Origin of the sequence: Campylobacter hyointestinalis subsp. lawsonii, assembly GCF_013372165.1 — a bacterium.
In the GTDB taxonomy this organism is placed as follows: domain Bacteria; phylum Campylobacterota; class Campylobacteria; order Campylobacterales; family Campylobacteraceae; genus Campylobacter; species Campylobacter lawsonii.
Genome location: NZ_CP053828.1, coordinates 301,656 through 321,034, shown reverse-complemented (window position 1 = coordinate 321,034; position 19,379 = coordinate 301,656). Strand labels below are relative to the sequence as shown.

The following is a 19,379-nucleotide window of genomic DNA, read 5'->3' as shown; positions in this document are numbered from 1 at the left end:
TATGCTCCGATTTTTATTGTCATTATAACACAACAAATTTTATAACAACTTTATTAAATTTATGATAGGATAACAAATTTAATCAAAATAAAAATAAGGATAGATTTTTGGAATCTCCACATATACCGGTTTTACTAAATGAGATTCTAGACTCATTTAAAGAGATAAAAAGCGGAATTATACTTGATTGTACTTTAGGTTATGGTGGGCATAGTGAAGCTATCTTAAGATCAAATCCAAATTTAAAAATCATAGCTTGTGACAGAGATGATGACGCGCTTAGTTTTTGCTATGAAAAATTTAGACCATACAAAGATAGAATAGAGATACACAAAAGCACTTTTGGAACTATCTTTGAAAAAATAGAAACTAATGATATCAAAGGGATCTTAGCAGATATCGGAGTTAGCTCATTGCAGCTAGATCTAAATGAGAGGGGTTTTAGCATAAATAGTGATACTCTTGATATGAGAATGGATAAATCGCAAACTTTTGACGCAAAAGAGCTGATAAACTCATACTCGCTCGATGAATTAACAAGAATTTTTTATAAATATGGCGAACTTCCAAATGCAAAAAGCATAGCGACAAAGATAGTAGCTTATAGACAAAAATCCAAAATAACAAGCGCAAAAGAGCTAGCAAGCATCATCGGACGCTCAAATTTAAAAAATCGCTCCATTTTAGTAGCTACGCTAGTATTTCAAGCAATCAGAATAGAAGTAAATAAAGAGTTAAATGAGCTAGAAAATTTACTCAAACATATAGAAGATTCCAAGATCAAAGATGCTGTTTTAGATATCATAACATTTCATTCTTTAGAAGATAGAATAGTAAAAACTAAATTCAAAGAGTGGGAAAAAAGCTGTATATGCCCAAACTCCGCTCTAAGATGTGAATGTGGAAACAATCACGCCATAGGAAAAATAATAACAAAAAAACCGCTAAGTGCGTCAAAACAAGAGCTGCAAACAAACTCTAGAAGCAGCTGTGCTAAGCTTAGAACTTTTAGAATTCTGAGGCAAAAATGAACGACAAAGAGCAACTATTACAAAGCCACGACGAGTACCAAAAAACTGAGCATAATCTAAGCGTAAGATCACTTTTTATCGCTTATTTGATATTGCTTTTGATACTTGCAGTAGCACTTCCTAAAATTTATATCGCAAATGAAATTTACTACACTAGTCGCGATATAGCCGAACTAAGAAATAAATTAAATGTGCTTTTAGAAGAAAATAAAGAGCTAAAATCCAAACTAGAAAAGATAAGGTATAAAAATCAGATAATAGACAATATGAGTTATTAATGTGGCTTTATAAATTTATAAAAACTTACGATCCTGCAAATTTCGGACTTACATACGCATTAAAAGCCTCTATTTCTATGCTGCTTTGTGGTGTTTTGTCATACTATTTTTTTGGTATGGACGGCGCTATTTTTGCTACAAACGCTTCAATGTCTATATTTTTTATAAACTCGCTTGATGGAACAAGCTTTACAAAACTAAAATATTTATACTTATACATAGCCATTTCAGCTCTGTTTCTTCCATTTGTTAAAATCGCTTATGATATAGGCTGGCTTTTGATCATACCGATGTTTATTTGGATGTTTTTTGTAGGTATAAGCTCACTATTTAACCAAAACTTAAATAAAGTTTTAAGCATAGCAAACGTAACTGGATTAGTAGCTCTCATCGTCCAAAGTAGTGGATATTTTGAGCTACAAAACTCACTCTTAGGGCTTGTTTTAGGCGGATTTATCGCCTCATTTATGAGAATATTACACATAGGAACTTATGGTAAATTTACTAAAAAAACATACAATTTACTGCTTGATGATGTTATAAAAATGAGTCAAAATTTATTTGATACAAAAGAATTTGATGGATTAACAACAAAATGTGGCGACCATATAGATGCTATAAAAAAGATATTTGCAAACAAAAGTGCTAGTATAAAAGATGAGCGTATCATCATACATCATTCAAAATCCATATTTTATCTTTATAAGATAGAAGATATATTTTACTCTTTGATATCTCTTAAAAGATATTTTATAAAAATCAAAGACGATAAGCTTTTAAAAGATATACAAAACGAGATCATTTTAAATTTAACCGAGCTAAAAAATATCTTTCAAGATAAAAAAGTAAATATAACAAAAAATGCTTTTGAGGCAGTAAAAAAATCAAATTTTAGTATATTTGCCGCTTCTTTAAGTGTGCTTTATAATAAATTTAAGCTGATAAAAGACGGCGGCGAGGATAATATAGTTTTGGACAAAAAGCCAAAAAAGAGCCTAAAACAAATTTATAAAGAGATAAATTTAAAAAACGATACAGTTAGAAACTCTTTTAGACTAGCCCTTAGCGTAGCTATTGCTATACTCATCGCAGAACTTACAAAGATAGATCATGGAGTTTGGATAGCTATAGGAGTTTTGAGCGTCAGCAGAGCAAGCTCATATATGACAAAAGTTGTTGGCTTTGACAATATCAAAGGCTCTCTTATAGGGGTTTGTCTAGGGCTAGTCATCATATATTTTTTAAAATCAACGCTTCTGTTTTTAGTGATAGTTTTGTTTTTTGTATTTTTGACATTTTACCTAAAAATATTTCCAACCATATACTTTTCATCTGCTTTTATGATCACATTTGTGCTTGTATTTTCCATCATAAAAACGGATTTTTTAGAGCTGATCATATACCGAGTTACAGATGTTTTGATAGGATTTTTAGTTGCATTTGGTGTTGGTTTTATATTTTTTAGAAAGATAGAAGAACAAAAGCTCACTTCAAATTTACTTTTAGTCACGCTTAGCCTAGGCAAACTAACTGCTTGTCTTATACACAAAAACGGAAATTTCGCAACTTATGAAAAAGCGGTGCTAAAAGATCTAAACACTTATAAGCAAGCTGTATTAGAAGGTGATAAAAGAGATTATTCTGGGTTTAAAGCCTCTTTAGAGATCTATAAAAATCTAAGCGAGATAAATAGTTTGATCATAAATTTAAAAGACTATATAAAGCTTCTAAAACATAGCGGTTGGAATGGCTTTATGGGCTTTACATCTGATATCAATATCATAAAAACAAGGTTTGAGATGATAGAAAAGAAGGTAAATAAACTACCATATTATTTTTATGACACATTAGATGACAAAGTCATATCCGAAGATAAAAAAATAATATATCTGATCAAACTTATAGCAGACAGACAAAATAAGATCGCAAATTTAGTATAATCAAGCGCTGCTAACACTTAACACGAGTTGGTCTAAAACATACTTTTCTAAATCTTTTTTAGGTATCTCTTTTTTTATGGCTTCATTGTATATGATTTCTATTTTTTGAGAGTATTTATCATACGGAAAGTATGGAAAATGAACTTTCCACGCTCTCATTATGAGCTCTTTACTCATACTTTTTCTAGCCCAAATTTTAAAATAATCAAATCCAACAAAAACAAGCGCTGTGATTATCATCGTGCAGATTATAGAGAAGTGAAAATCTATCTTTTCAAAAATTTCGTGAAAAACAACAACTATAAAAGACAAAAATATAAAGCATAAAATCGAGTATAAAGCATAAAATCTACCATATCTAAATCTAAAATTTAGTTTAGACGGATCTACTAGCATTCCTTCATTGAACAATGAATTTGCTTCTAATAAATCTTTAAATAAAACCGGCTGTATAGAGACTACGAACATTTTTTTAAATATAAATTCTTTTATTTTGCTAAACATTTCTTTCACTCTAATTCGTTTTGTAGTCTTGTATTATATCAAAAATAAGTCAAATATTGCTAAAATAACGCAAATTTTATATAGGAGCAAAGATATGCCAGCCCCAGTAACTTCAAAAATAGTCTATTTAAACGGACAATTTTTAGATAAAGATGATGCTAAAGTCAGCATTTTGGATCGTGGTTTTGTATTTGGCGATGGAATTTATGAAGTGGTGCCTGTTGTAAATTCAAAACTAGTAGATAAGGAGGAATTTTGGGAAAGATTTCAAAGAAGTTTATCACAAATAGAACTAGAACTTCCTATGAAAAAAGATGAATTCGAACAGATCCTTTATACTCTTATAGAAAAAAACCGGCTCAAAGAAGGTGGCGCTTATATGCAGCTCACTCGTGGTGTCGCAGATAGAGAGTTTAAATTTGTAAAAGGCTTAGAGCCGACCTTAGTAGCATACGTCTATGAAACAAAGATCTTTGATAATGAGTATGCAAACAAAGGTATCAATATCATAAGCACTCCTGATATAAGGTGGAAAAGAAGAGATATAAAATCGATATCTCTTTTAGCGCAGTGCTACGCTAAAAACGAAGCTTATAAAGCAGGTGCTTATGAATGTTTTATGACTGAAGATGGCTTCGTAACAGAAGCTAGCAGTAGTAGTGCATTTATCATTAAAAATGATACTTTGATAACAAAACCTCTTTCAAACGAGATATTACCCGGAATTCGTAGAAAAAATTTACTAAATTTAGCAAGTCTTATCGGACTTAAAGTAGAGCAAAGAAATTTTACTATGAATGAAGTTTATGATGCAGATGAAGTATTTATCAGTGCTGCTACGCTTATACTCTTACCAGTTATCAAAGCTGATGGCAAACTTATCGGTGATGGAAAGATAGGCAAATACGCTCCAAAACTAAGAGAGCTTTACGCAAATAAGCTAAAAAAAGAGGCTGGGCTTATTTAAAAAATATAGCCCTATTTAAGGGCTATATCAAGTTTTAAATTTATTTAAATTTTCTTCTAGGCTTAAAGATACGTTTTTCAAACTTCCAGATACTTGTATAAACTCACTAGCAAGTTTTGCATTGTCTTCTAAAAGAGAGACGGAAATTTCAGTTTGTTCTAGTAGCTTTTCTATATTTACATTTATATCAACGCTTTTATTTGCGACTTTTGTAGCTAGTTTCATGGACTGCGACGTAGTTTCTTGAGTAGAGCGAGCTTGGCTCATTAACTTATTTGCTTCATCACTTAAGATAGATATATCTTTTGCATTTTCATTTAAAAGCACTCCTAGTTCACGCACTGCATTTATCATACCTTGAGCATTTGAGTCTATGTCCTTTAAAGAGTCATTGGTTCTCTCGGCTAAAATCCTTACTTCTTCTGCAACTACTGCAAATCCTCTACCCATATCTCCAGCGCGAGCTGCTTCGATAGCCGCATTTAGAGCAAGTAAATTCGTCTGATCAGCCACTTCGCCTATCACGTCTAAAACCTTTCTCATATCTTCAGTCTGTTTAACGACTAAATTTGTTCTTTCTGCTATCTCTTGTTCTTTTACATTTGACGCGTTTAAATTCTCCACTACTTGATTAAGAGAGCTTATCATATTTTCTAGCTCATCGTAGGATTTTTTATTTGCATCTGCTGCTTTTTGAGCTATATTTTTAGAGTCGTCAAGCTCACTACTAACAAGCTTACTTATATCATAAGATGTTTTAGCTCCGGTTTTTCCAGCTTCAGCGCTATTTGAAAGCATTCCGGCATTTTTATTTAAATTCTCGGTTTCGTCTTCAACGCTCTTAGCACAATCTTTTGTTATATTTACCGTATTTTGAATTTTTTCTATAAAGGTATTTATATTTTTACAAGTCCTTCCTATCTCGTCGTCATTTTTCACAGCGATCCTAGCGCTTAGATCTCCATCTCCACTAGCTAGATCTTTTGCTTTTAAAAGTAGCTCAGCTATAGGTCTTATCACAACTCTTCTAAGTGTAAATAGCACTACTAACGTAGTTATAATGAGAGAAAAAACAAAAATACTTAAAAATACCATGCTTTTGTTTTGTAAATTTTTATCTATTGTATTAAATGAGTAAGAAAGATCCATAACTCCTAACACATCTCCTTCTTTGGACATACCATGACATGCCAAACACTCTGTTTTTGCAACAAGAGGAGTAATCAGCCTAAGAGTGCGATCTTCTGCATTTTTTATATCAAAACTTTGCGCCTTTGGATTTTCAAATTGTTTTTTGATATATTCATCTTTTGGGGGCACTTTATCTAATCCAAAAGACTCAGCTAACTCATCAGATCTATATATTTTTATCGAAGATACGCCTTGTATATCTCCAGCGTCTTTGATGGCTTTGCTTATTATAGCCGGATCACCGGTGTTCATAGATGCTTGAACCGTCTGAAATATAGACTTACTTAACATATCTAAGTTCTGCTTTACAATCTGCATTGTCGAGCTGTTAAACTGACTGACAATAACAAACTGCATAATGACAAAGCTGATAAACAAAACTGCAATCATACTAAAAGCTATCTTTTTACCGATGGTATCAATTTTCATAATAAAGCCTTTATTAAAAAATCCGATTTGAAATCATATATCAAAAAAACTTAAATAAAAATAATGATAAAACTAGACAATTTTTATCTTTAAAACCATTTGTATTCTTATCCCAGGCTATTTTTTACCTCATCACTAGCCATACTTATATCCCAAGTCGGTTCCCAGACTAAATTTATCTCACACTCGTTTGCAACTCTCAAAACAGCATCTTCTACCCAGCTTAAAATCAGCTCGTGTAAGGGACAAGACCGAGTAGATAAAGTCATAGTAACGACAGCCTTTTTATCACTAACATCCACACCATAGATCAGCCCTAAAGATACAATATCAAAGCCAATTTCTGGATCTATTACTTTTCTTAATTCATCATAAATTTCGTCTTTCATAACTTAGCTCCAAATTTAATATATCTTAAAAAATTTATCATATTTGCAAATACACATATAGCGCTTATCAAAATAAATATAATAGCAATATACTTTAAGCCAAACACCCAAAAAAGCACTCCAAATAAATTTAAAATAAGAGCCGCGTAAGCAAAATATTTTAAAACCATATCTTCAAGCATAGGTACTTTTATCTTGCCTACAAATTTAGATATATAATGGTACCATATCAAAAACGGCATTATTTTATATATGTGCGCTGTTATAAATGGATACAAAAATCCATATAATAGGCAAAATATCGCCTCTTCAAGCAGATTAAATTTAAACAATACAACCGCTAATATCAAATTTAAAAAGCTAAAATATAGGTTTGAACTCCAAATGTTCAAAGCCTTTCTAACTCTATTTTTAAGTATCAAATAACATTGAAGTATAAACATCAAAAAAGCTGCCAAAAATGTAAAAACAGACTCATATGGATAAATAAAAATAAGCACAAATCCAAATATATACAAACTTACACTACAATAATAAAAACCAAAATTAACATTATGTGCTAAACTAAACATAGGAAGCAAAACACTAGACGCTCCAAGCAGTACAAAAAATATAAAACCAAATACAAAATATAAATGCAACCTAAGCATCATCAAATAATCAAACTCAAACTCTCCAAATAGCGTCATTACAAGCAACAATCCAACGCTTATACCAAGTAGAAATAAGATCGAAGATACAAAAAAACAAAAAGCAGAAAAACTTTTAAATTTTGCTCCGATGAATGTAAAAAAGTAACACATTCCAAAATACAACAAACCAATATATAATAAAATTCCGCCGATATAGATTAAATTTGATTTACCAACAAGCATTCCAACTAAAAATATACTTAGCCCAAAAAGATAAATAAACACATTTTGATAAGCACCCTTTAAGCTAAAAAACGGCCTTTCTAACACAACAGAAGTTAGCTGATAAATAGATCCGATGATGATGCTGATGACAAATCCTATAAAATACGTATGAAAAAATGCAGCCGTTTTTAGATCAGTAAGCACGCTAAAATCAGCCCACAAAAGAGCTACTAGACTAAGTATAGCAAAACATATACTTATGATAAAATACGCTCCAACTAGCTTAAAAGGCGGTGCAAACGTATTTAATAGCTTTGCCATTAGTAAGTCGTGCCTTTTGCAAATGAACCACAAGTATCATCTATACGCTTAGCTTCACCTTTAAGACTAAATACCAACTTCACTTTACCATCTTCTAAATTCTCATTAGTGTAATCAAACATATCTTCTATTTTTGGTATAAGTCCAACCGGAAATTTATGGTTTATCATCACTACTTTTGTGTTTTTATCTTTCACTAAATTTAACGCCGCAGAAGCATTTACCATGGGACCTGGAGGCGTACAAGATGAGCTGTCAAAGCCTATAAAAATAGTTCCATTTTCACTTTTTTTATAAAAACTAACAGTCGCACCATCTAGCTCAAACTGTTCCCAGCCCTCAAAATAGTTTTTCATATTTATGTCCTTATTTTAAATTTAAGAAAATTATAATCCAAGTTTAGCAAATAATAATTGATGATAATCAATACCAAATCTATGGCGCCTGTAAATTTTATAAAGTAAAAGATAAAAAAGCAGATTAAATTTATAAGTAATATTCGTAAATTTATAAAAAAGCCGGTGGAGTACCGGCTTATTTTTTATAAAAATTAGTGTAAAAAGTGTCTGATACCAGTAAAGTACATACTCATACCAAACTCATCAGCTGCGGCTATAACGTCTTCATCGCGTATGCTGCCACCTGGCTGTATGACATTTTTCACGCCTACTTTGCTAGCTATCTCTATGCTATCTCTAAATGGAAAAAAAGCTTCGCTTGCAAGTGAAGAGCCCCTTAGGTCTATACCCATATCGTGAGCTTTTGCCACTGCTGCCCTAGCTGCATCCACTCTGCTTGTCATACCCATACCTATAGCTAAAAGCATGGCGTCTTTTACATAAACTACACAATTTGATTTTGTAAGCGCAGCTATCTTCCATGCGATCTTTAAGTCGTTTAGCTCACTAACGTCAGCCCCTTTTTTGGTTACTAATTTTGCATTAGTAACTTCATCATCTTTTACATAATCTTTTTCTTGAAACACAAAACCGCCATCTATATGTTTAAAATCCCATTTATCGCCTGATTGCACAAGGTATTTGTTATTTTGAGTAAAGATTTTTGTGCGTTTTTTATCGCTATAAATTTCTAAAACGCCGTCTTCAACATTTGCAGCGATGATGACTTCTATAAATATCTCTTTAGTCTTGAGTGCAAGTTCTTTAGTAAGAGTTCCATTTATCGCTACGACTCCACCAAATGCACTCACAGGGTCACATTTCAAAGCTTTTTCATAGCTATCTAAAACATCTCTGCCTATAGCAAAACCACAAGGATTTGCGTGTTTGCAGATAGCCACCGCAGGAGCGTCGCCAAAGCTACTAGCGATAGAAACAGCTGAGTTGATATCTGTCATATTATTAAAACTTGCTTCGCCTTTTAACTGAGTAAAGTTTAAACTCAAAAAGCTATCAAACTCATAAGCAGCGCCTTTTTGGTGAGGATTTTCGCCATATCTGCACTCAAACACTTTTGAGCCGCTTATAAATCTTTTTTCGCCAAAACCGCTTTTAAATCTATCGTTCATATAGTTTGCTATCATAGAGTCATAACTAGCAGTGTGCTCAAACGCCTTTATCATCATACCCAGTCTAAACTCATAACTATCACTACCATTTTTTAGAGCTTCTAAAACCGCGTCATAGTCATTTACGTCTGTTACTATAATGACATCTTTAAAGTTTTTCGCCGCGCTTCTTACCATAGCAGGGCCGCCGATATCGATATTTTCGATGATTTCACCAAAATCATCAGTGCGGATAGTAGTCTCTTTAAACGGATATAAATTTACGCAAACCAAATCTATACCGCCTATTCCAAAATCACCTGCTTGTTTTACGTGGTTAGCGTTATCTCTTTTATGTAAAATTCCGCCGTGAATTTTTGGATGCAAAGTCTTTACTCGCCCCTCAAACATCTCAGGACTTTTGGTATAATCACTGACTTCAACCACTTTTAAATTTGCTTCTTTTAATACCTTATAAGTTCCACCGGTACTTAAAATCTCAAAACCTAAGCTTTCAAGTCCTTTTGCAAAATGCTCGATCCCGCTTTTATCGCTCACACTGATAAGCGCTCTCATAAATCTCTCCTTTTTTAAATTTAATACCTATTTTTCAAATTTAGCTTTTAAAACTGCGTAAGCTTCATTTATCTCTTGAAGTCTCTTTGTAGCGTTACTAATGACTTTTTCGTCCGCTCCTGCTAAGAAATCGGGATGATTTTGTTTAGCAAGTTTTCTATACTGTTTTTTTATCTCATCAAAACTGGCGTCTTTGTCGATTTCTAAGATCTTATAAGGGTCTAAATCATTAGTATTTTTATATCTTAGCTCAGCCCCAAACTTAGTAAAAAGTTGTTCGCAAAGATCATCGCTTAGCCCAAAACCATCGCAAATTTGGATCAATGTTTTTCTTTCACTATCGCTAAACTCGCCATCTATATAAGCTAAATTTAAAAAGAACACAACCAAATTTATACAAGTCTGCTCTTTTAAATTTAAAAGCGTTTTATACTCAAGAGCTATATCAAATGCTTTAGTTTGACTATCTTTTTCTTGTGTATAAATTTGTTTTAACTCATATCTGATACTATCATTGCCAAGTTTTGAGCAGATATCGTCTAAAACCAAAGAGATATATGAAGCTTCTGTTTTATCTACTATACCATCACTTTTTGCTACTTTTGCCAAAAGCCTGATCAAAAATTTAGCATCAAGCAAGGCAAAATTTTTGGGTGTTGCAGGCTTTAAAAGATATCCTTTACTTAAAGCATAAAATAAAATAATAGCAGCCAAAAAGACGAGAAAAACATTCATTATTCTTCACTCTTTATGATAGAAGCAAACTCATCAAAATAAATTTTTCTCATTTTTTCTAAACTTAAATTTATATCGTCTAGCTCAAATTTATCTTTGTTAGTTAAGCCGATTTTTTGAATTTCAACTCCAAATTTAGCAGCCAAAAGCTCAAATTTAGCCTCATCTTTTACGCCTACAATAGATCTTGAGAAGCTCTCATCAAAGTTATATCTGGTATCTTTAAAGTTTGTTTTTCCGACAAATCCAAATCCACTAACAGAACTCATTTTAGCCAAAGTTATAGCCACACCACCAACACCAATAGAGTTCGCAAACTCTAAAATTCCGCTTTTATTTGCCTCTATGACAAGATCCCAAAGAGCTCTCTCAGCTTTAAAATCAATATCCTTTAGCTCTCCACCACAAACGTTATAAATGGCTTTCATATAAAGACTTCCGCCAAATTCCCCTGTTGTTTTACCTAAAAGATAAACTGGTGTATTTTCTTTAGTAAAAATACTAGTCAAATTCCTATTTACATCATCATTTACGCCCACAGTTACGATAGCTGGAGTTGGCTGAACACTTACACCATCAGTTTCATTATAAAGGCTAACATTTCCACTGACTACTGGCGTATTTAAGGCTTTACACGCTTCTTTTATGCCCTCGCAACCATTTGCGAACTGCCACATAACCTCAGGATTTTGCGGGTTTCCATAGTTTAAACAATCTGTTATAGCTAGAGGAGTAGCACCACTCATAGCAACTTTTCTACCGCTTGCAGCTACTGCGGCAGCAGCACCGATTTTAGGATTTATATAGTTGTGCCTTGTATTGCACTCAGCACCCATACTTATAGCTCTATTTGTACCTTTTATCCTTATACTAGATGCACCTAGAAATCCCGGTTTTTTGATAGTGTTTGTACCTACGTTGGCATCATATTGATCATAAATAAAAGATTTATTAGAAATATTTGGGTCTTTTAATAGCTTTATAAAAGCGTCGTTATTATCAAATTTAGGATAATTTTCTAGTTTAATATTTTTTATCTCATCAAGATAAGCCGGTTTTTTCGTAGGACGATCAAGAATAGGGGCAGCCTCGCTAAGCGGATTTACCGGGATATTTCCTACTAGTTCTCCATGCCAAAATAGCTCCATAACACCGCTATTTGTCACTTCCCCTATTATTTCAGCATTTAGATCCCACTTGGCAAATATAGCTTTTATCTGCTCTTCACAGCCTTTTTTAGCACAGATCAGCATTCTTTCTTGACTTTCACTAAGCATAAGCTCATAAGGCGTCATTCCCTCTTCTCTCATAGGAACTTTATCAAGATACATTTTCATACCACTCCCACTACGTCCTGCCATCTCAAAACTACTTGAAGTAAGTCCTGCTGCACCCATATCTTGGATTCCTACTACGTAGTCGTGCTTAAATAGCTCTAAACAAGCCTCCATAAGAAGTTTTTCGGCGAATGGATCTCCTACTTGAACAGTCGGACGTAGGCTTTTGTTTTTTTCATTAAAACTATCGCTTGCCATAACTGCACCACCTAGCCCGTCACGACCTGTTTTTGAGCCTACATACATAACCGGATTGCCCTCGCCCTCAGCCTTACCATAAAATATCTCATCACTTTTACAAAGTCCTAGAGCAAAAGCATTTACCAAGATATTTCCATTAAAACTCTCATCAAAAGTAGTCTCGCCGCCCACTGTAGGAACTCCCATACAGTTACCATAGTGGCTTATACCGCTTACAACGCCTTTTACAAGATATCTTTGATGTTTGTTTATCTTGCTCTTACCTTTGATATCGCCAAATCTAAGTGAGTTTAGACTAGCCTCGACTCTAGCTCCCATAGTAAAAACATCTCTAAAGATGCCACCTACACCAGTCGCAGCACCAGCAAAAGGCTCGATGAAGCTAGGATGATTGTGACTTTCCATCTTAAACACAGCTGCTACGCCATCACCGCAGTCTATAACTCCGGCATTTTCACCAGGTCCTTGCAATACCCAAGGAGCTTTAGTCGGAAAACCATTTAGGTATTTTTTACTCGATTTATAGCTACAATGCTCACTCCACATAGCAGAAAATATACCAAGCTCAAGTAAATTTGGTTCACGGCCTAGAATTTCTAATATCTTAGCATATTCAGCGTCGCTTATTTTATGTGCTTTTATCGTTTTTTCATCCATATTGCTCCCCTTTTTTATAAATTTATTTTCCTAAACAAAAATTGCTAAACATAGCATCAAGTAGTTCTGAATTTTCCATTTTTTTAGTGATACTTCCTATTTTTTCGATTACTAAATTTAGTTCATAAGCAAAAAGTTCAAGCTGGTTTTCATTTAACAGATCAAAAGCTCTAAGAAGAGCTACGTTTGCCTCTTTGCAAGATGCTATTTGACGATTTGAACTAAGCATTATCTCATTTGTATCTTGAGAATTTAGATACTCTTCAAGTGCTAAGTTTAAAGCAGTTGTATCTGTTTTAGCCGATATTTTTATAGCGTCTAAATCTATATCAAATTTAAAATCAAGATCGGCTTTATTTAAGACGTAAATGACTTTTTTATCTAAATTTGATATAAAATTTAGTATTTGCACGTCTTCTTCGCTACTTTTCTTTGAGCTATCAAATACGCAAAATACGATATCTGCCTCATTTGCCGCTTTTTTTGAGTATTCTATGCCTATGGCTTCAATATTTTGCTTTGTCTCTCTGATACCTGCTGTGTCGATGATGCGAACAAGATGAGTTCCTACTTTGATCTGCTCTTCTATGGTATCTCTAGTAGTTCCTGGGATGTCGCTTATGATGGCTCTTTGGTAGTGAAGTAATGAGTTTAGTATAGAGCTTTTACCAACATTTGGTTTGCCTATGATAGCGACTTTATAGCCGTCTATCAAACCTTTTTTTGAATTTGATATATGGATTATATGTTCTAATTTTTTACTCGCACTTAGTAAAAACTCTTTAGTCTTATCTAAAATATCAGTAGGTAGATCATCATCGGCGTAGTCTATGCAAGTCTCGCTATAAGCTAGGATTTTTATCAGCTCATCTCTGAGCGAGCCTACAAAATCGCTAAGCTCACCATTCATTACTCTAGCTAGTATCTTAGCTGCGCCCTCGCTTCTAGCATTTATTATGGCTTGTATGCTCTCTGCTTTGGCTAGATCCATTTTTGAATTTAAAAAAGCTCTTTTGCTAAATTCTCCAGGACTAGCTGCTCTAGCACCTAGATTTAAAAGCTCATCTATGATTAAATTTGATACTACTAAACCGCCGTGAGTTTGAAACTCCACAACATCTTCTCCGGTAAAACTAAAAGGTGCTTTATAATATATGACGATAGCTTCATCTAAAAAATTAGACTCACTATCGTATAATTTTCTAAGATGCGCTTGTCTTGGTGTGAGTGGTTTTTTACAAAGCTTTAGAGCAAGCTCATAAGAGTTTGCTCCGCTTAGCCTTATGATAGATATGCTACCTACTCCATAAGCAGTAGCAAGTGCGACTATATTCATTTTTTGTAAAAATCATTTACTATGACATAGCGACCATCATCGCTAGTTTTTATACCTACATATTTATCTGGAAAACGCTTTCTAAGCTGTTCTAAAGCTATCTTTACAAGTACGCCATCAAGAGGTTTTGTCTGAGCTCTGCCTAAAGCTTCCACTCTTTCTATGACACTAACTAAATACGCGCCTACTGCAACTTCTTGATTTTTTAAGAATTCAGCTATTTCTAAACGAATATTTAAGTTGTATTTTGAATTTATCCAGTTAAAAAGTATATAAGAAACCGCTTTGTATCTATAGCCTTCTTTTCCTATAAGAAGTGCTGCGTCTTCTCCATCTAGCTTTATAAATACAGTATCTTCGTCAAACTCGCTGACTTCTACTACATTTATGTTGTAACAACTGACTTTAAAAATAGCTATCAGTCCTTCTTTGATACGATTTAATAAATCTTGTGATATAGGATTTTGCTCTTTAGCCTCTTTTTTTTCTACGACTTCATTCTCATCGCTTTTATGAAACGCATCAAAGATAGAATTATCCATTTCTAGTTTTTTTTGTCTTACTTGCTTGATCGGTTCTAGTTCTTTTTGCGCCTCGACTATAGGCTTTTCGCTATGTAGTTTGCGTCTTTTTTTATCTTTTTTTCTATCTAGATGCTCTATTTTTTGCTCTAGTTTATGATTCTCTTTTTGTCTTTTATCGCTACATGAAGCACGCACTATAGCATCTCTATGAAACATACCTAGTATCCCAGCTCTTGGTCTTTGAAGTATTTCTATATCAAGCTCCATCACAGAACATTCTAACTCTTTCGCTGCTTGTTTATAAGCCGCTTCTAAATTTGGTGCAGTTACTTCAGTTGTTTTCATGACGCTTCTCCAAAACAGCTTGCTCTTTGTGTTTTTGAAAGATTTTATTTACAAAAACTTGTTGCACAACAGAACAAAGATTGTTTATAAACCAATAAAGTGTAAGTCCAGCGGGGAAAGTTACAAAGAAAAATGTAAATATCAAAGGTAAAAACTTCATAATCTTTTCTTGCATAGGATCAGTAAAGTTTGTAGGGGTGATCTTTTGTTGAACAAACATAGTTACACCCATAAGTATAGGAAGCACAAAGTATGGATCCATAATCGCAAGATCCTTTACCCATAGTATCCACTCAGCCCCTTTTAACTCTATGGCGTTTAACAAAACTCTATATATAGCAAAGAATATAGGGATCTGTAGCAGTATAGGAAGACAACCGCCCATAGGGTTTGCACCATTTTTCCTATAAAGCTCCATAACGTGAGCATTTATTTTTTGCGGATCGCCTTTGTATTTTGTCTGGATCTCTTTCATTTTTGGAGCAAGATCTTTTAATTTATTCATAGAGACCATACCTTTGTATGTTAAAGGAAATAGCACTATTCTTATTATAAGAGTCATAGCTACGATAGCCCACCCCCAGTTTCCTATATAAGTATGCAACCAGCTAAGCAGCAAAAACATAGGTTTGGCTATAAAAGTAAACCAACCATACTCTATAACATCTATTAAATTTGGATCTATGGATTTTAGTATCTTATAATCTTTTGGTCCTATATAGCCTTTTGCACTGAAATTTTGAGCGCCTCTTACAAAAACTATAGTATTATCTTTTGCATCTTTTTGCATATAAATGTCTAAAGTTTTATTAGCTTCAAAAAATAAAGTAGTATAATATCTATCGCTACTAGCTACTATATCAGCTCCTGGTATTCTTTCATCGCCTTTTATATCTCCATCTTCTAAAATATCTAGACTACCATCTGTCTTTCTAATAAGCGTTCCATGCACAGTATAACCATCTGCTATAACATCTGGTCTAAATCCTGGGGTTATAAAATAGTCCTCATTTTTACTGAGCTCAACTTTTACATCATAATAGCCAAGAGGATAAAACGTGATAGTTTTTGTAAGTATCAAGTCATTTAAATTTTGAGTTAGCGTAACGCTAGTAGCTGTATTTGTAGCATCTACTTCTGAAATATTGGCTACATAATTTGTCTTAAAAGCCGCATCGTTTAATGTCTTATTAGAAAATCTAATCTCTAAAGGTAGCGGAGAGTTCTTTGGACTTATCAAAGATATTTGCTCACCAGATTCGTTTTTAAATTTAGCCTCATCTAGCACAAAAGTACTAATCCTACCTAGTTCGTCTATCGTAGCATTGTATGTCTTGCCTTTGATATTTACTATACTTTTACTAGTAAAAATAGGTGCATTTTCTTTTGTTATATCATTTACTACGTCTGTTTTTGGAGCATTTGACGTCGTAGTAGTGGTTGTATTTATATCTGCGATCTGTTGTTTTGGTATAAAAAAATAATCATAAGCGATAAAAAATAGTATAGAGATAGCTGTTGCTATAAGAAGTCTTTTTTGGGTTGAGAGTTGATCAAACACTATGTTTCCTTTAATGAATCAAATACTTTTATAATATAAAATCTATCTTTTCCATAAGGAACAAACCAAAAGTTCAGTCTGCTAAACCTATTTTTTGAAAAGATAGTATAAGGTGCAAATTTTCTCTTTACGACTGGATAATCTATGCCACCACGAAACAGCTGATTGCACCTTAAAATCCTTAAAAAAATAGCAACTATCGCATAAAAAGTATTATTATATTTTAGTTGCCACAAAGCATATTCTGAACAGGTTGGATAGTAGCGACAAGCCGCTGGCAATGCTGGAGAAAAGTATTTTTTATATAAAATGACGAAATTACATACAGATATTTTTATAAAATTTGAAATCATAATATGGAATTTACTTTCTTTAAAGACCATTTTAAACTTTTTTGAATCCTATCGTATGGTAATTTTTCAAGCCCTGCTTTTGCTATCAAAATATAAACGCCATCTTTTAGTTCATTGCCAAAACTATAAAAAGCAGACCTTAAAAGTCTTTTTGATCTATTTCTGATCACTGCTTTTCCTACTTTTTTACTGGCAACTGCAGCAAATTTAGTAGAACTAGACTCCAAAAAATACACAACCGCACAATCGCAATGCCATTTTTTAGCATTTTGATATACATGCACAAACTCCTTGCTATCGCTAATAGAGCCAAACCTACCTATAATCAAGTCTGCCTACTACTGCTACGCAGCCAATCTTTTTCTACCTTTTGCACGCCTGGCATTTAGCACTTTTCTTCCATTTTTAGTTTTCATTCTCTCTCGAAAACCATGCGTTCTTTTTTTAGGGGTTTTATGTGGTTGATAAGTTCTTTTCATAACTTTCCTTTTGTCATAAATTAAGTTTTGGATTTTATCAAATCATTACTTAAAAAACCTTTTAAATTAAATTTTGCGGATAATGATAGCTCATTAAAAGTAAATTTTAATTTTACTAATTATTTTTTTTAGTTTAAGTTTTCTTTTATAATATTTTATATACAATTTTAAAAATTTAATTTTGAAAGGTGGAAAAATGAAGCTTATAACAGCGATCATAAGACCTCATAAGCTTGAGGATGTTAGAAGTGAGCTCGACAAAATAGGTGTTTGTGGTATAACTATCACAGAAGTAAAAGGGTATGGAAAGCAAAAAGGTCACAAAGAAAATTATCGCGGAGCTGAGTATTTGGTAAATTACATACCAAAACTAAAGATAGAAATAGCAGCAGCAGATAGTGATGCAAAAAAGATCGTTGATGCTATCATATCTTCTGCTAAAACAGGATCTACTGGAGATGGAAAGATATTTATCACAAATTTAGAAGAAATCATAAGAATACGCACAAACGAATGCGGTAGCAATGCACTATAGGAGAGAGAGATGAAAAAGATTACACTTTTATCGATATTTTTAGCTCCACTTTTTGGCGCAGATAGTTGGATGACTTCATTTGATAAGATAGATAGTGGCAATACTGCTTGGATGCTGATAAGCGCTGCTTTAGTTTTATTTATGACTATGCCTGGAATCGCTCTGTTTTATGCAGGAATGATTAGAAAGAAAAATATCCTAGCCACTATGATGCAAAACTATACTATAGTAGCCATAGTAAGTGTGCTTTGGGTTGTCATAGGATACTCTATAGCTTTTACGCAAGGAAGCCCTTTTGCAGGAGGGTTTGATAGGTTGTTTTTAAACGGAGTAAGCGTTGTTAGCAGTGAGACACTTTTAAGCGTACATCCAAATGCAGGCTCTATACCAGAATCTGTATTTATCGTATTTCAAATGACTTTTGCCATTATATCTTGCGCTATTATAACAGGGGCTTTTGCTGAAAGAATCAAATTTAGTGCCTTATGTTTGTTTATAGCCATTTGGGTTTTGGCAGTATATGCGCCGACTGCTCACTGGGTTTGGGAAGGAAGTGGCTGGCTAGCTAACCATGGCGTACTTGATTATGCAGGAGGTACTGTGGTGCATATAAATGCTGGTATAGCAGGTCTAGTAGGGGCTATCATGCTAAAACCGCGCCTTGGGTATAAAACAGAAGCTATGCCTCCACACAATCTAGTCTTAACACTCATCGGCGTTGCGATGCTTTGGTTTGGCTGGTTTGGATTTAACGCAGGAAGTGCAGTAGCAGCAGATGCAAGAGCCGGTATGGCTATGCTTACAACTCAAGTCGCAACGGCTATAGGCGCACTTACTTGGATGGTCTTAGAGATCATCTATAAAAACAAGCCATCTGCTCTTGGATTTGCAAGTGGAGCTGTTTGCGGACTAGTAGGCATAACGCCAGCAGCTGGATTTGTAGGAACTAGCGGGGCTTTGGCTATAGGAATTCTTACTGCTATAGCTTGTTATTACGCAGTTACTATAGTAAAAAGAAGGCTAAATTATGATGATAGCTTAGATGCTTTTGGCATACACGCAATAGGCGGGATCGTAGGAGCAGTTTTAACAGGCGTGTTTTGCGACAAAGCCATAAGTGGAGCTACAGGAAGCATAAGCACTCAGATAATAGGCGTAGTCATCGCTGTCATATATAGTGGAACCATAAGTTATGTCATACTAAAGATAATAGATAAAACTATAGGGCTAAGAGTATCTAAAGACGAAGAGAGAGAAGGACTAGATATAGTAAGCCACGGAGAAAGACTAGGCTAATAAGAGTATTAACCTAAAAATGATATAATG

At 33.7% G+C, this 19,379-nt stretch carries 20 protein-coding genes and 1 pseudogene; 6 read left to right on the top strand and 15 right to left on the bottom strand.

All coding sequences use genetic code 11. The annotated features are described in order from the left end of the window. Positions 1-107: 107 nt before the first annotated feature. The 3 genes from rsmH to CHLWT_RS01755 are packed head-to-tail and all read left to right on the top strand — an operon-like array spanning position 108 to position 3,249. Positions 108-1,031: a 16S rRNA (cytosine(1402)-N(4))-methyltransferase RsmH gene (gene rsmH / locus CHLWT_RS01765; protein WP_111999962.1), complete on the top strand. Its 924-nt coding sequence runs from the start codon at positions 108-110 to the stop codon at positions 1,029-1,031. After that, a complete protein-coding gene (locus CHLWT_RS01760; protein ID WP_111968599.1) occupies positions 1,028-1,309 on the top strand; it encodes a hypothetical protein in 282 nt (93 codons plus the stop codon). Before rsmH ends, CHLWT_RS01760 begins: the two co-directional genes overlap by 4 nt. Beyond that, complete coding sequence (locus CHLWT_RS01755) at positions 1,309-3,249, top strand: FUSC family protein (protein WP_111999963.1); 1,941 nt, start codon at positions 1,309-1,311, stop codon at positions 3,247-3,249. Before CHLWT_RS01760 ends, CHLWT_RS01755 begins: the two co-directional genes overlap by 1 nt. On the opposite strand, the gene CHLWT_RS01750 is transcribed toward CHLWT_RS01755, so the two are convergent. After that, positions 3,250-3,753 carry a hypothetical protein gene (locus tag CHLWT_RS01750; RefSeq protein ID WP_063999021.1) on the bottom strand — a complete coding sequence of 168 codons (504 nt, stop codon included), beginning with the start codon at positions 3,751-3,753 and terminating at the stop codon, positions 3,250-3,252. A gap of 94 nt (positions 3,754-3,847) precedes the next feature. Here CHLWT_RS01750 and CHLWT_RS01745 point away from each other — a divergent pair, with 94 nt between their 5' ends. Next, positions 3,848-4,720 (top strand): D-amino-acid transaminase, encoded by an 873-nt coding sequence (locus CHLWT_RS01745; RefSeq protein ID WP_111999964.1) that lies wholly within the window; start codon positions 3,848-3,850, stop codon positions 4,718-4,720. A 27-nt stretch (positions 4,721-4,747) separates the two neighbouring features. Here CHLWT_RS01745 and CHLWT_RS09650 read toward each other — a convergent pair whose 3' ends face one another. The 14 genes and pseudogenes from CHLWT_RS09650 to rpmH form a co-directional block, all read right to left on the bottom strand. Then, a complete protein-coding gene (locus CHLWT_RS09650; RefSeq protein ID WP_373924805.1) occupies positions 4,748-5,518 on the bottom strand; it encodes a methyl-accepting chemotaxis protein in 771 nt (256 codons plus the stop codon). 87 nt (positions 5,519-5,605) lie between these two features. Next, positions 5,606-5,815, bottom strand: a pseudogene (locus CHLWT_RS09645) (HAMP domain-containing protein); the annotation flags it as partial. A gap of 632 nt (positions 5,816-6,447) precedes the next feature. Further along, positions 6,448-6,729 carry a metal-sulfur cluster assembly factor gene (locus CHLWT_RS01735; RefSeq protein ID WP_111999966.1) on the bottom strand — a complete coding sequence of 94 codons (282 nt, stop codon included), beginning with the start codon at positions 6,727-6,729 and terminating at the stop codon, positions 6,448-6,450. Continuing rightward, a complete protein-coding gene (locus CHLWT_RS01730; RefSeq protein ID WP_111999967.1) occupies positions 6,726-7,907 on the bottom strand; it encodes a hypothetical protein in 1,182 nt (393 codons plus the stop codon). Before CHLWT_RS01730 ends, CHLWT_RS01735 begins: the two co-directional genes overlap by 4 nt. Further along, entirely contained in the window at positions 7,907-8,263 is a 357-nt protein-coding gene (locus tag CHLWT_RS01725; RefSeq protein WP_111968594.1) for a hypothetical protein, read from the bottom strand. Before CHLWT_RS01725 ends, CHLWT_RS01730 begins: the two co-directional genes overlap by 1 nt. Positions 8,264-8,457: 194 nt before the next feature. After that, positions 8,458-9,990: a bifunctional phosphoribosylaminoimidazolecarboxamide formyltransferase/IMP cyclohydrolase gene (gene purH, locus CHLWT_RS01720; protein ID WP_111999968.1), complete on the bottom strand. Its 1,533-nt coding sequence runs from the start codon at positions 9,988-9,990 to the stop codon at positions 8,458-8,460. 27 nt (positions 9,991-10,017) lie between these two features. Continuing rightward, the gene (locus CHLWT_RS01715; RefSeq protein ID WP_063998682.1) at positions 10,018-10,725 is read right to left on the bottom strand and encodes a DnaJ domain-containing protein; all 708 of its coding nucleotides are present in this window, start codon (positions 10,723-10,725) and stop codon (positions 10,018-10,020) included. Then, entirely contained in the window at positions 10,725-12,920 is a 2,196-nt protein-coding gene (gene purL / locus CHLWT_RS01710) for a phosphoribosylformylglycinamidine synthase subunit PurL (protein ID WP_111999969.1), read from the bottom strand. The genes CHLWT_RS01715 and purL overlap by 1 nt, the downstream gene beginning before the upstream one ends. Before the next feature lie 22 nt (positions 12,921-12,942). Continuing rightward, positions 12,943-14,256 carry a tRNA uridine-5-carboxymethylaminomethyl(34) synthesis GTPase MnmE gene (gene mnmE, locus CHLWT_RS01705; protein WP_111999970.1) on the bottom strand — a complete coding sequence of 438 codons (1,314 nt, stop codon included), beginning with the start codon at positions 14,254-14,256 and terminating at the stop codon, positions 12,943-12,945. Further along, a complete protein-coding gene (locus CHLWT_RS01700) occupies positions 14,253-15,125 on the bottom strand; it encodes a Jag N-terminal domain-containing protein (RefSeq protein WP_111974973.1) in 873 nt (290 codons plus the stop codon). The genes mnmE and CHLWT_RS01700 overlap by 4 nt, the downstream gene beginning before the upstream one ends. Beyond that, the gene (gene yidC / locus CHLWT_RS01695) at positions 15,112-16,686 is read right to left on the bottom strand and encodes a membrane protein insertase YidC (protein WP_111999971.1); all 1,575 of its coding nucleotides are present in this window, start codon (positions 16,684-16,686) and stop codon (positions 15,112-15,114) included. Before yidC ends, CHLWT_RS01700 begins: the two co-directional genes overlap by 14 nt. Continuing rightward, positions 16,686-17,039: a membrane protein insertion efficiency factor YidD gene (gene yidD, locus CHLWT_RS01690; protein WP_111968620.1), complete on the bottom strand. Its 354-nt coding sequence runs from the start codon at positions 17,037-17,039 to the stop codon at positions 16,686-16,688. Before yidD ends, yidC begins: the two co-directional genes overlap by 1 nt. Then, the gene (gene rnpA / locus CHLWT_RS01685) at positions 17,036-17,368 is read right to left on the bottom strand and encodes a ribonuclease P protein component (protein WP_111948112.1); all 333 of its coding nucleotides are present in this window, start codon (positions 17,366-17,368) and stop codon (positions 17,036-17,038) included. Before rnpA ends, yidD begins: the two co-directional genes overlap by 4 nt. Positions 17,369-17,383: 15 nt before the next feature. After that, complete coding sequence (rpmH, locus tag CHLWT_RS01680; protein WP_038453578.1) at positions 17,384-17,518, bottom strand: 50S ribosomal protein L34; 135 nt, start codon at positions 17,516-17,518, stop codon at positions 17,384-17,386. A 196-nt stretch (positions 17,519-17,714) separates the two neighbouring features. On the opposite strand from rpmH, the gene CHLWT_RS01675 reads away from it, so the two are divergent. Then, on the top strand, positions 17,715-18,053 hold the full coding sequence (locus tag CHLWT_RS01675) for a P-II family nitrogen regulator (RefSeq protein WP_111999972.1): 339 nt from the start codon (positions 17,715-17,717) through the stop codon (positions 18,051-18,053). 9 nt (positions 18,054-18,062) lie between these two features. Next, entirely contained in the window at positions 18,063-19,349 is a 1,287-nt protein-coding gene (locus CHLWT_RS01670) for an ammonium transporter (RefSeq protein ID WP_111999973.1), read from the top strand. Positions 19,350-19,379: the final 30 nt, after the last annotated feature.

Bases quoted from the DNA above. Each gene is read 5' to 3' on its own strand.
- CHLWT_RS01760 (WP_111968599.1), top strand. From the start codon at position 1,028: ATGAACGACAAAGAGCAACTATTACAAAGCCACGACGAGTACCAAAAA.
- CHLWT_RS01755 (WP_111999963.1), top strand. From the start codon at position 1,309: ATGTGGCTTTATAAATTTATAAAAACTTACGATCCTGCAAATTTCGGA.
- CHLWT_RS01750 (WP_063999021.1), bottom strand. From the start codon at position 3,753: ATGTTTAGCAAAATAAAAGAATTTATATTTAAAAAAATGTTCGTAGTC.
- CHLWT_RS01745 (WP_111999964.1), top strand. From the start codon at position 3,848: ATGCCAGCCCCAGTAACTTCAAAAATAGTCTATTTAAACGGACAATTT.
- CHLWT_RS09650 (WP_373924805.1), bottom strand. From the start codon at position 5,518: ATGCTTTCAAATAGCGCTGAAGCTGGAAAAACCGGAGCTAAAACATCT.
- CHLWT_RS01735 (WP_111999966.1), bottom strand. From the start codon at position 6,729: ATGAAAGACGAAATTTATGATGAATTAAGAAAAGTAATAGATCCAGAA.
- CHLWT_RS01730 (WP_111999967.1), bottom strand. From the start codon at position 7,907: ATGGCAAAGCTATTAAATACGTTTGCACCGCCTTTTAAGCTAGTTGGA.
- CHLWT_RS01725 (WP_111968594.1), bottom strand. From the start codon at position 8,263: ATGAAAAACTATTTTGAGGGCTGGGAACAGTTTGAGCTAGATGGTGCG.
- purH (WP_111999968.1), bottom strand. From the start codon at position 9,990: ATGAGAGCGCTTATCAGTGTGAGCGATAAAAGCGGGATCGAGCATTTT.
- CHLWT_RS01715 (WP_063998682.1), bottom strand. From the start codon at position 10,725: ATGAATGTTTTTCTCGTCTTTTTGGCTGCTATTATTTTATTTTATGCT.
- purL (WP_111999969.1), bottom strand. From the start codon at position 12,920: ATGGATGAAAAAACGATAAAAGCACATAAAATAAGCGACGCTGAATAT.
- mnmE (WP_111999970.1), bottom strand. From the start codon at position 14,256: ATGAATATAGTCGCACTTGCTACTGCTTATGGAGTAGGTAGCATATCT.
- CHLWT_RS01700 (WP_111974973.1), bottom strand. From the start codon at position 15,125: ATGAAAACAACTGAAGTAACTGCACCAAATTTAGAAGCGGCTTATAAA.
- yidD (WP_111968620.1), bottom strand. From the start codon at position 17,039: ATGATTTCAAATTTTATAAAAATATCTGTATGTAATTTCGTCATTTTA.
- rpmH (WP_038453578.1), bottom strand. From the start codon at position 17,518: ATGAAAAGAACTTATCAACCACATAAAACCCCTAAAAAAAGAACGCAT.
- CHLWT_RS01675 (WP_111999972.1), top strand. From the start codon at position 17,715: ATGAAGCTTATAACAGCGATCATAAGACCTCATAAGCTTGAGGATGTT.
- CHLWT_RS01670 (WP_111999973.1), top strand. From the start codon at position 18,063: ATGAAAAAGATTACACTTTTATCGATATTTTTAGCTCCACTTTTTGGC.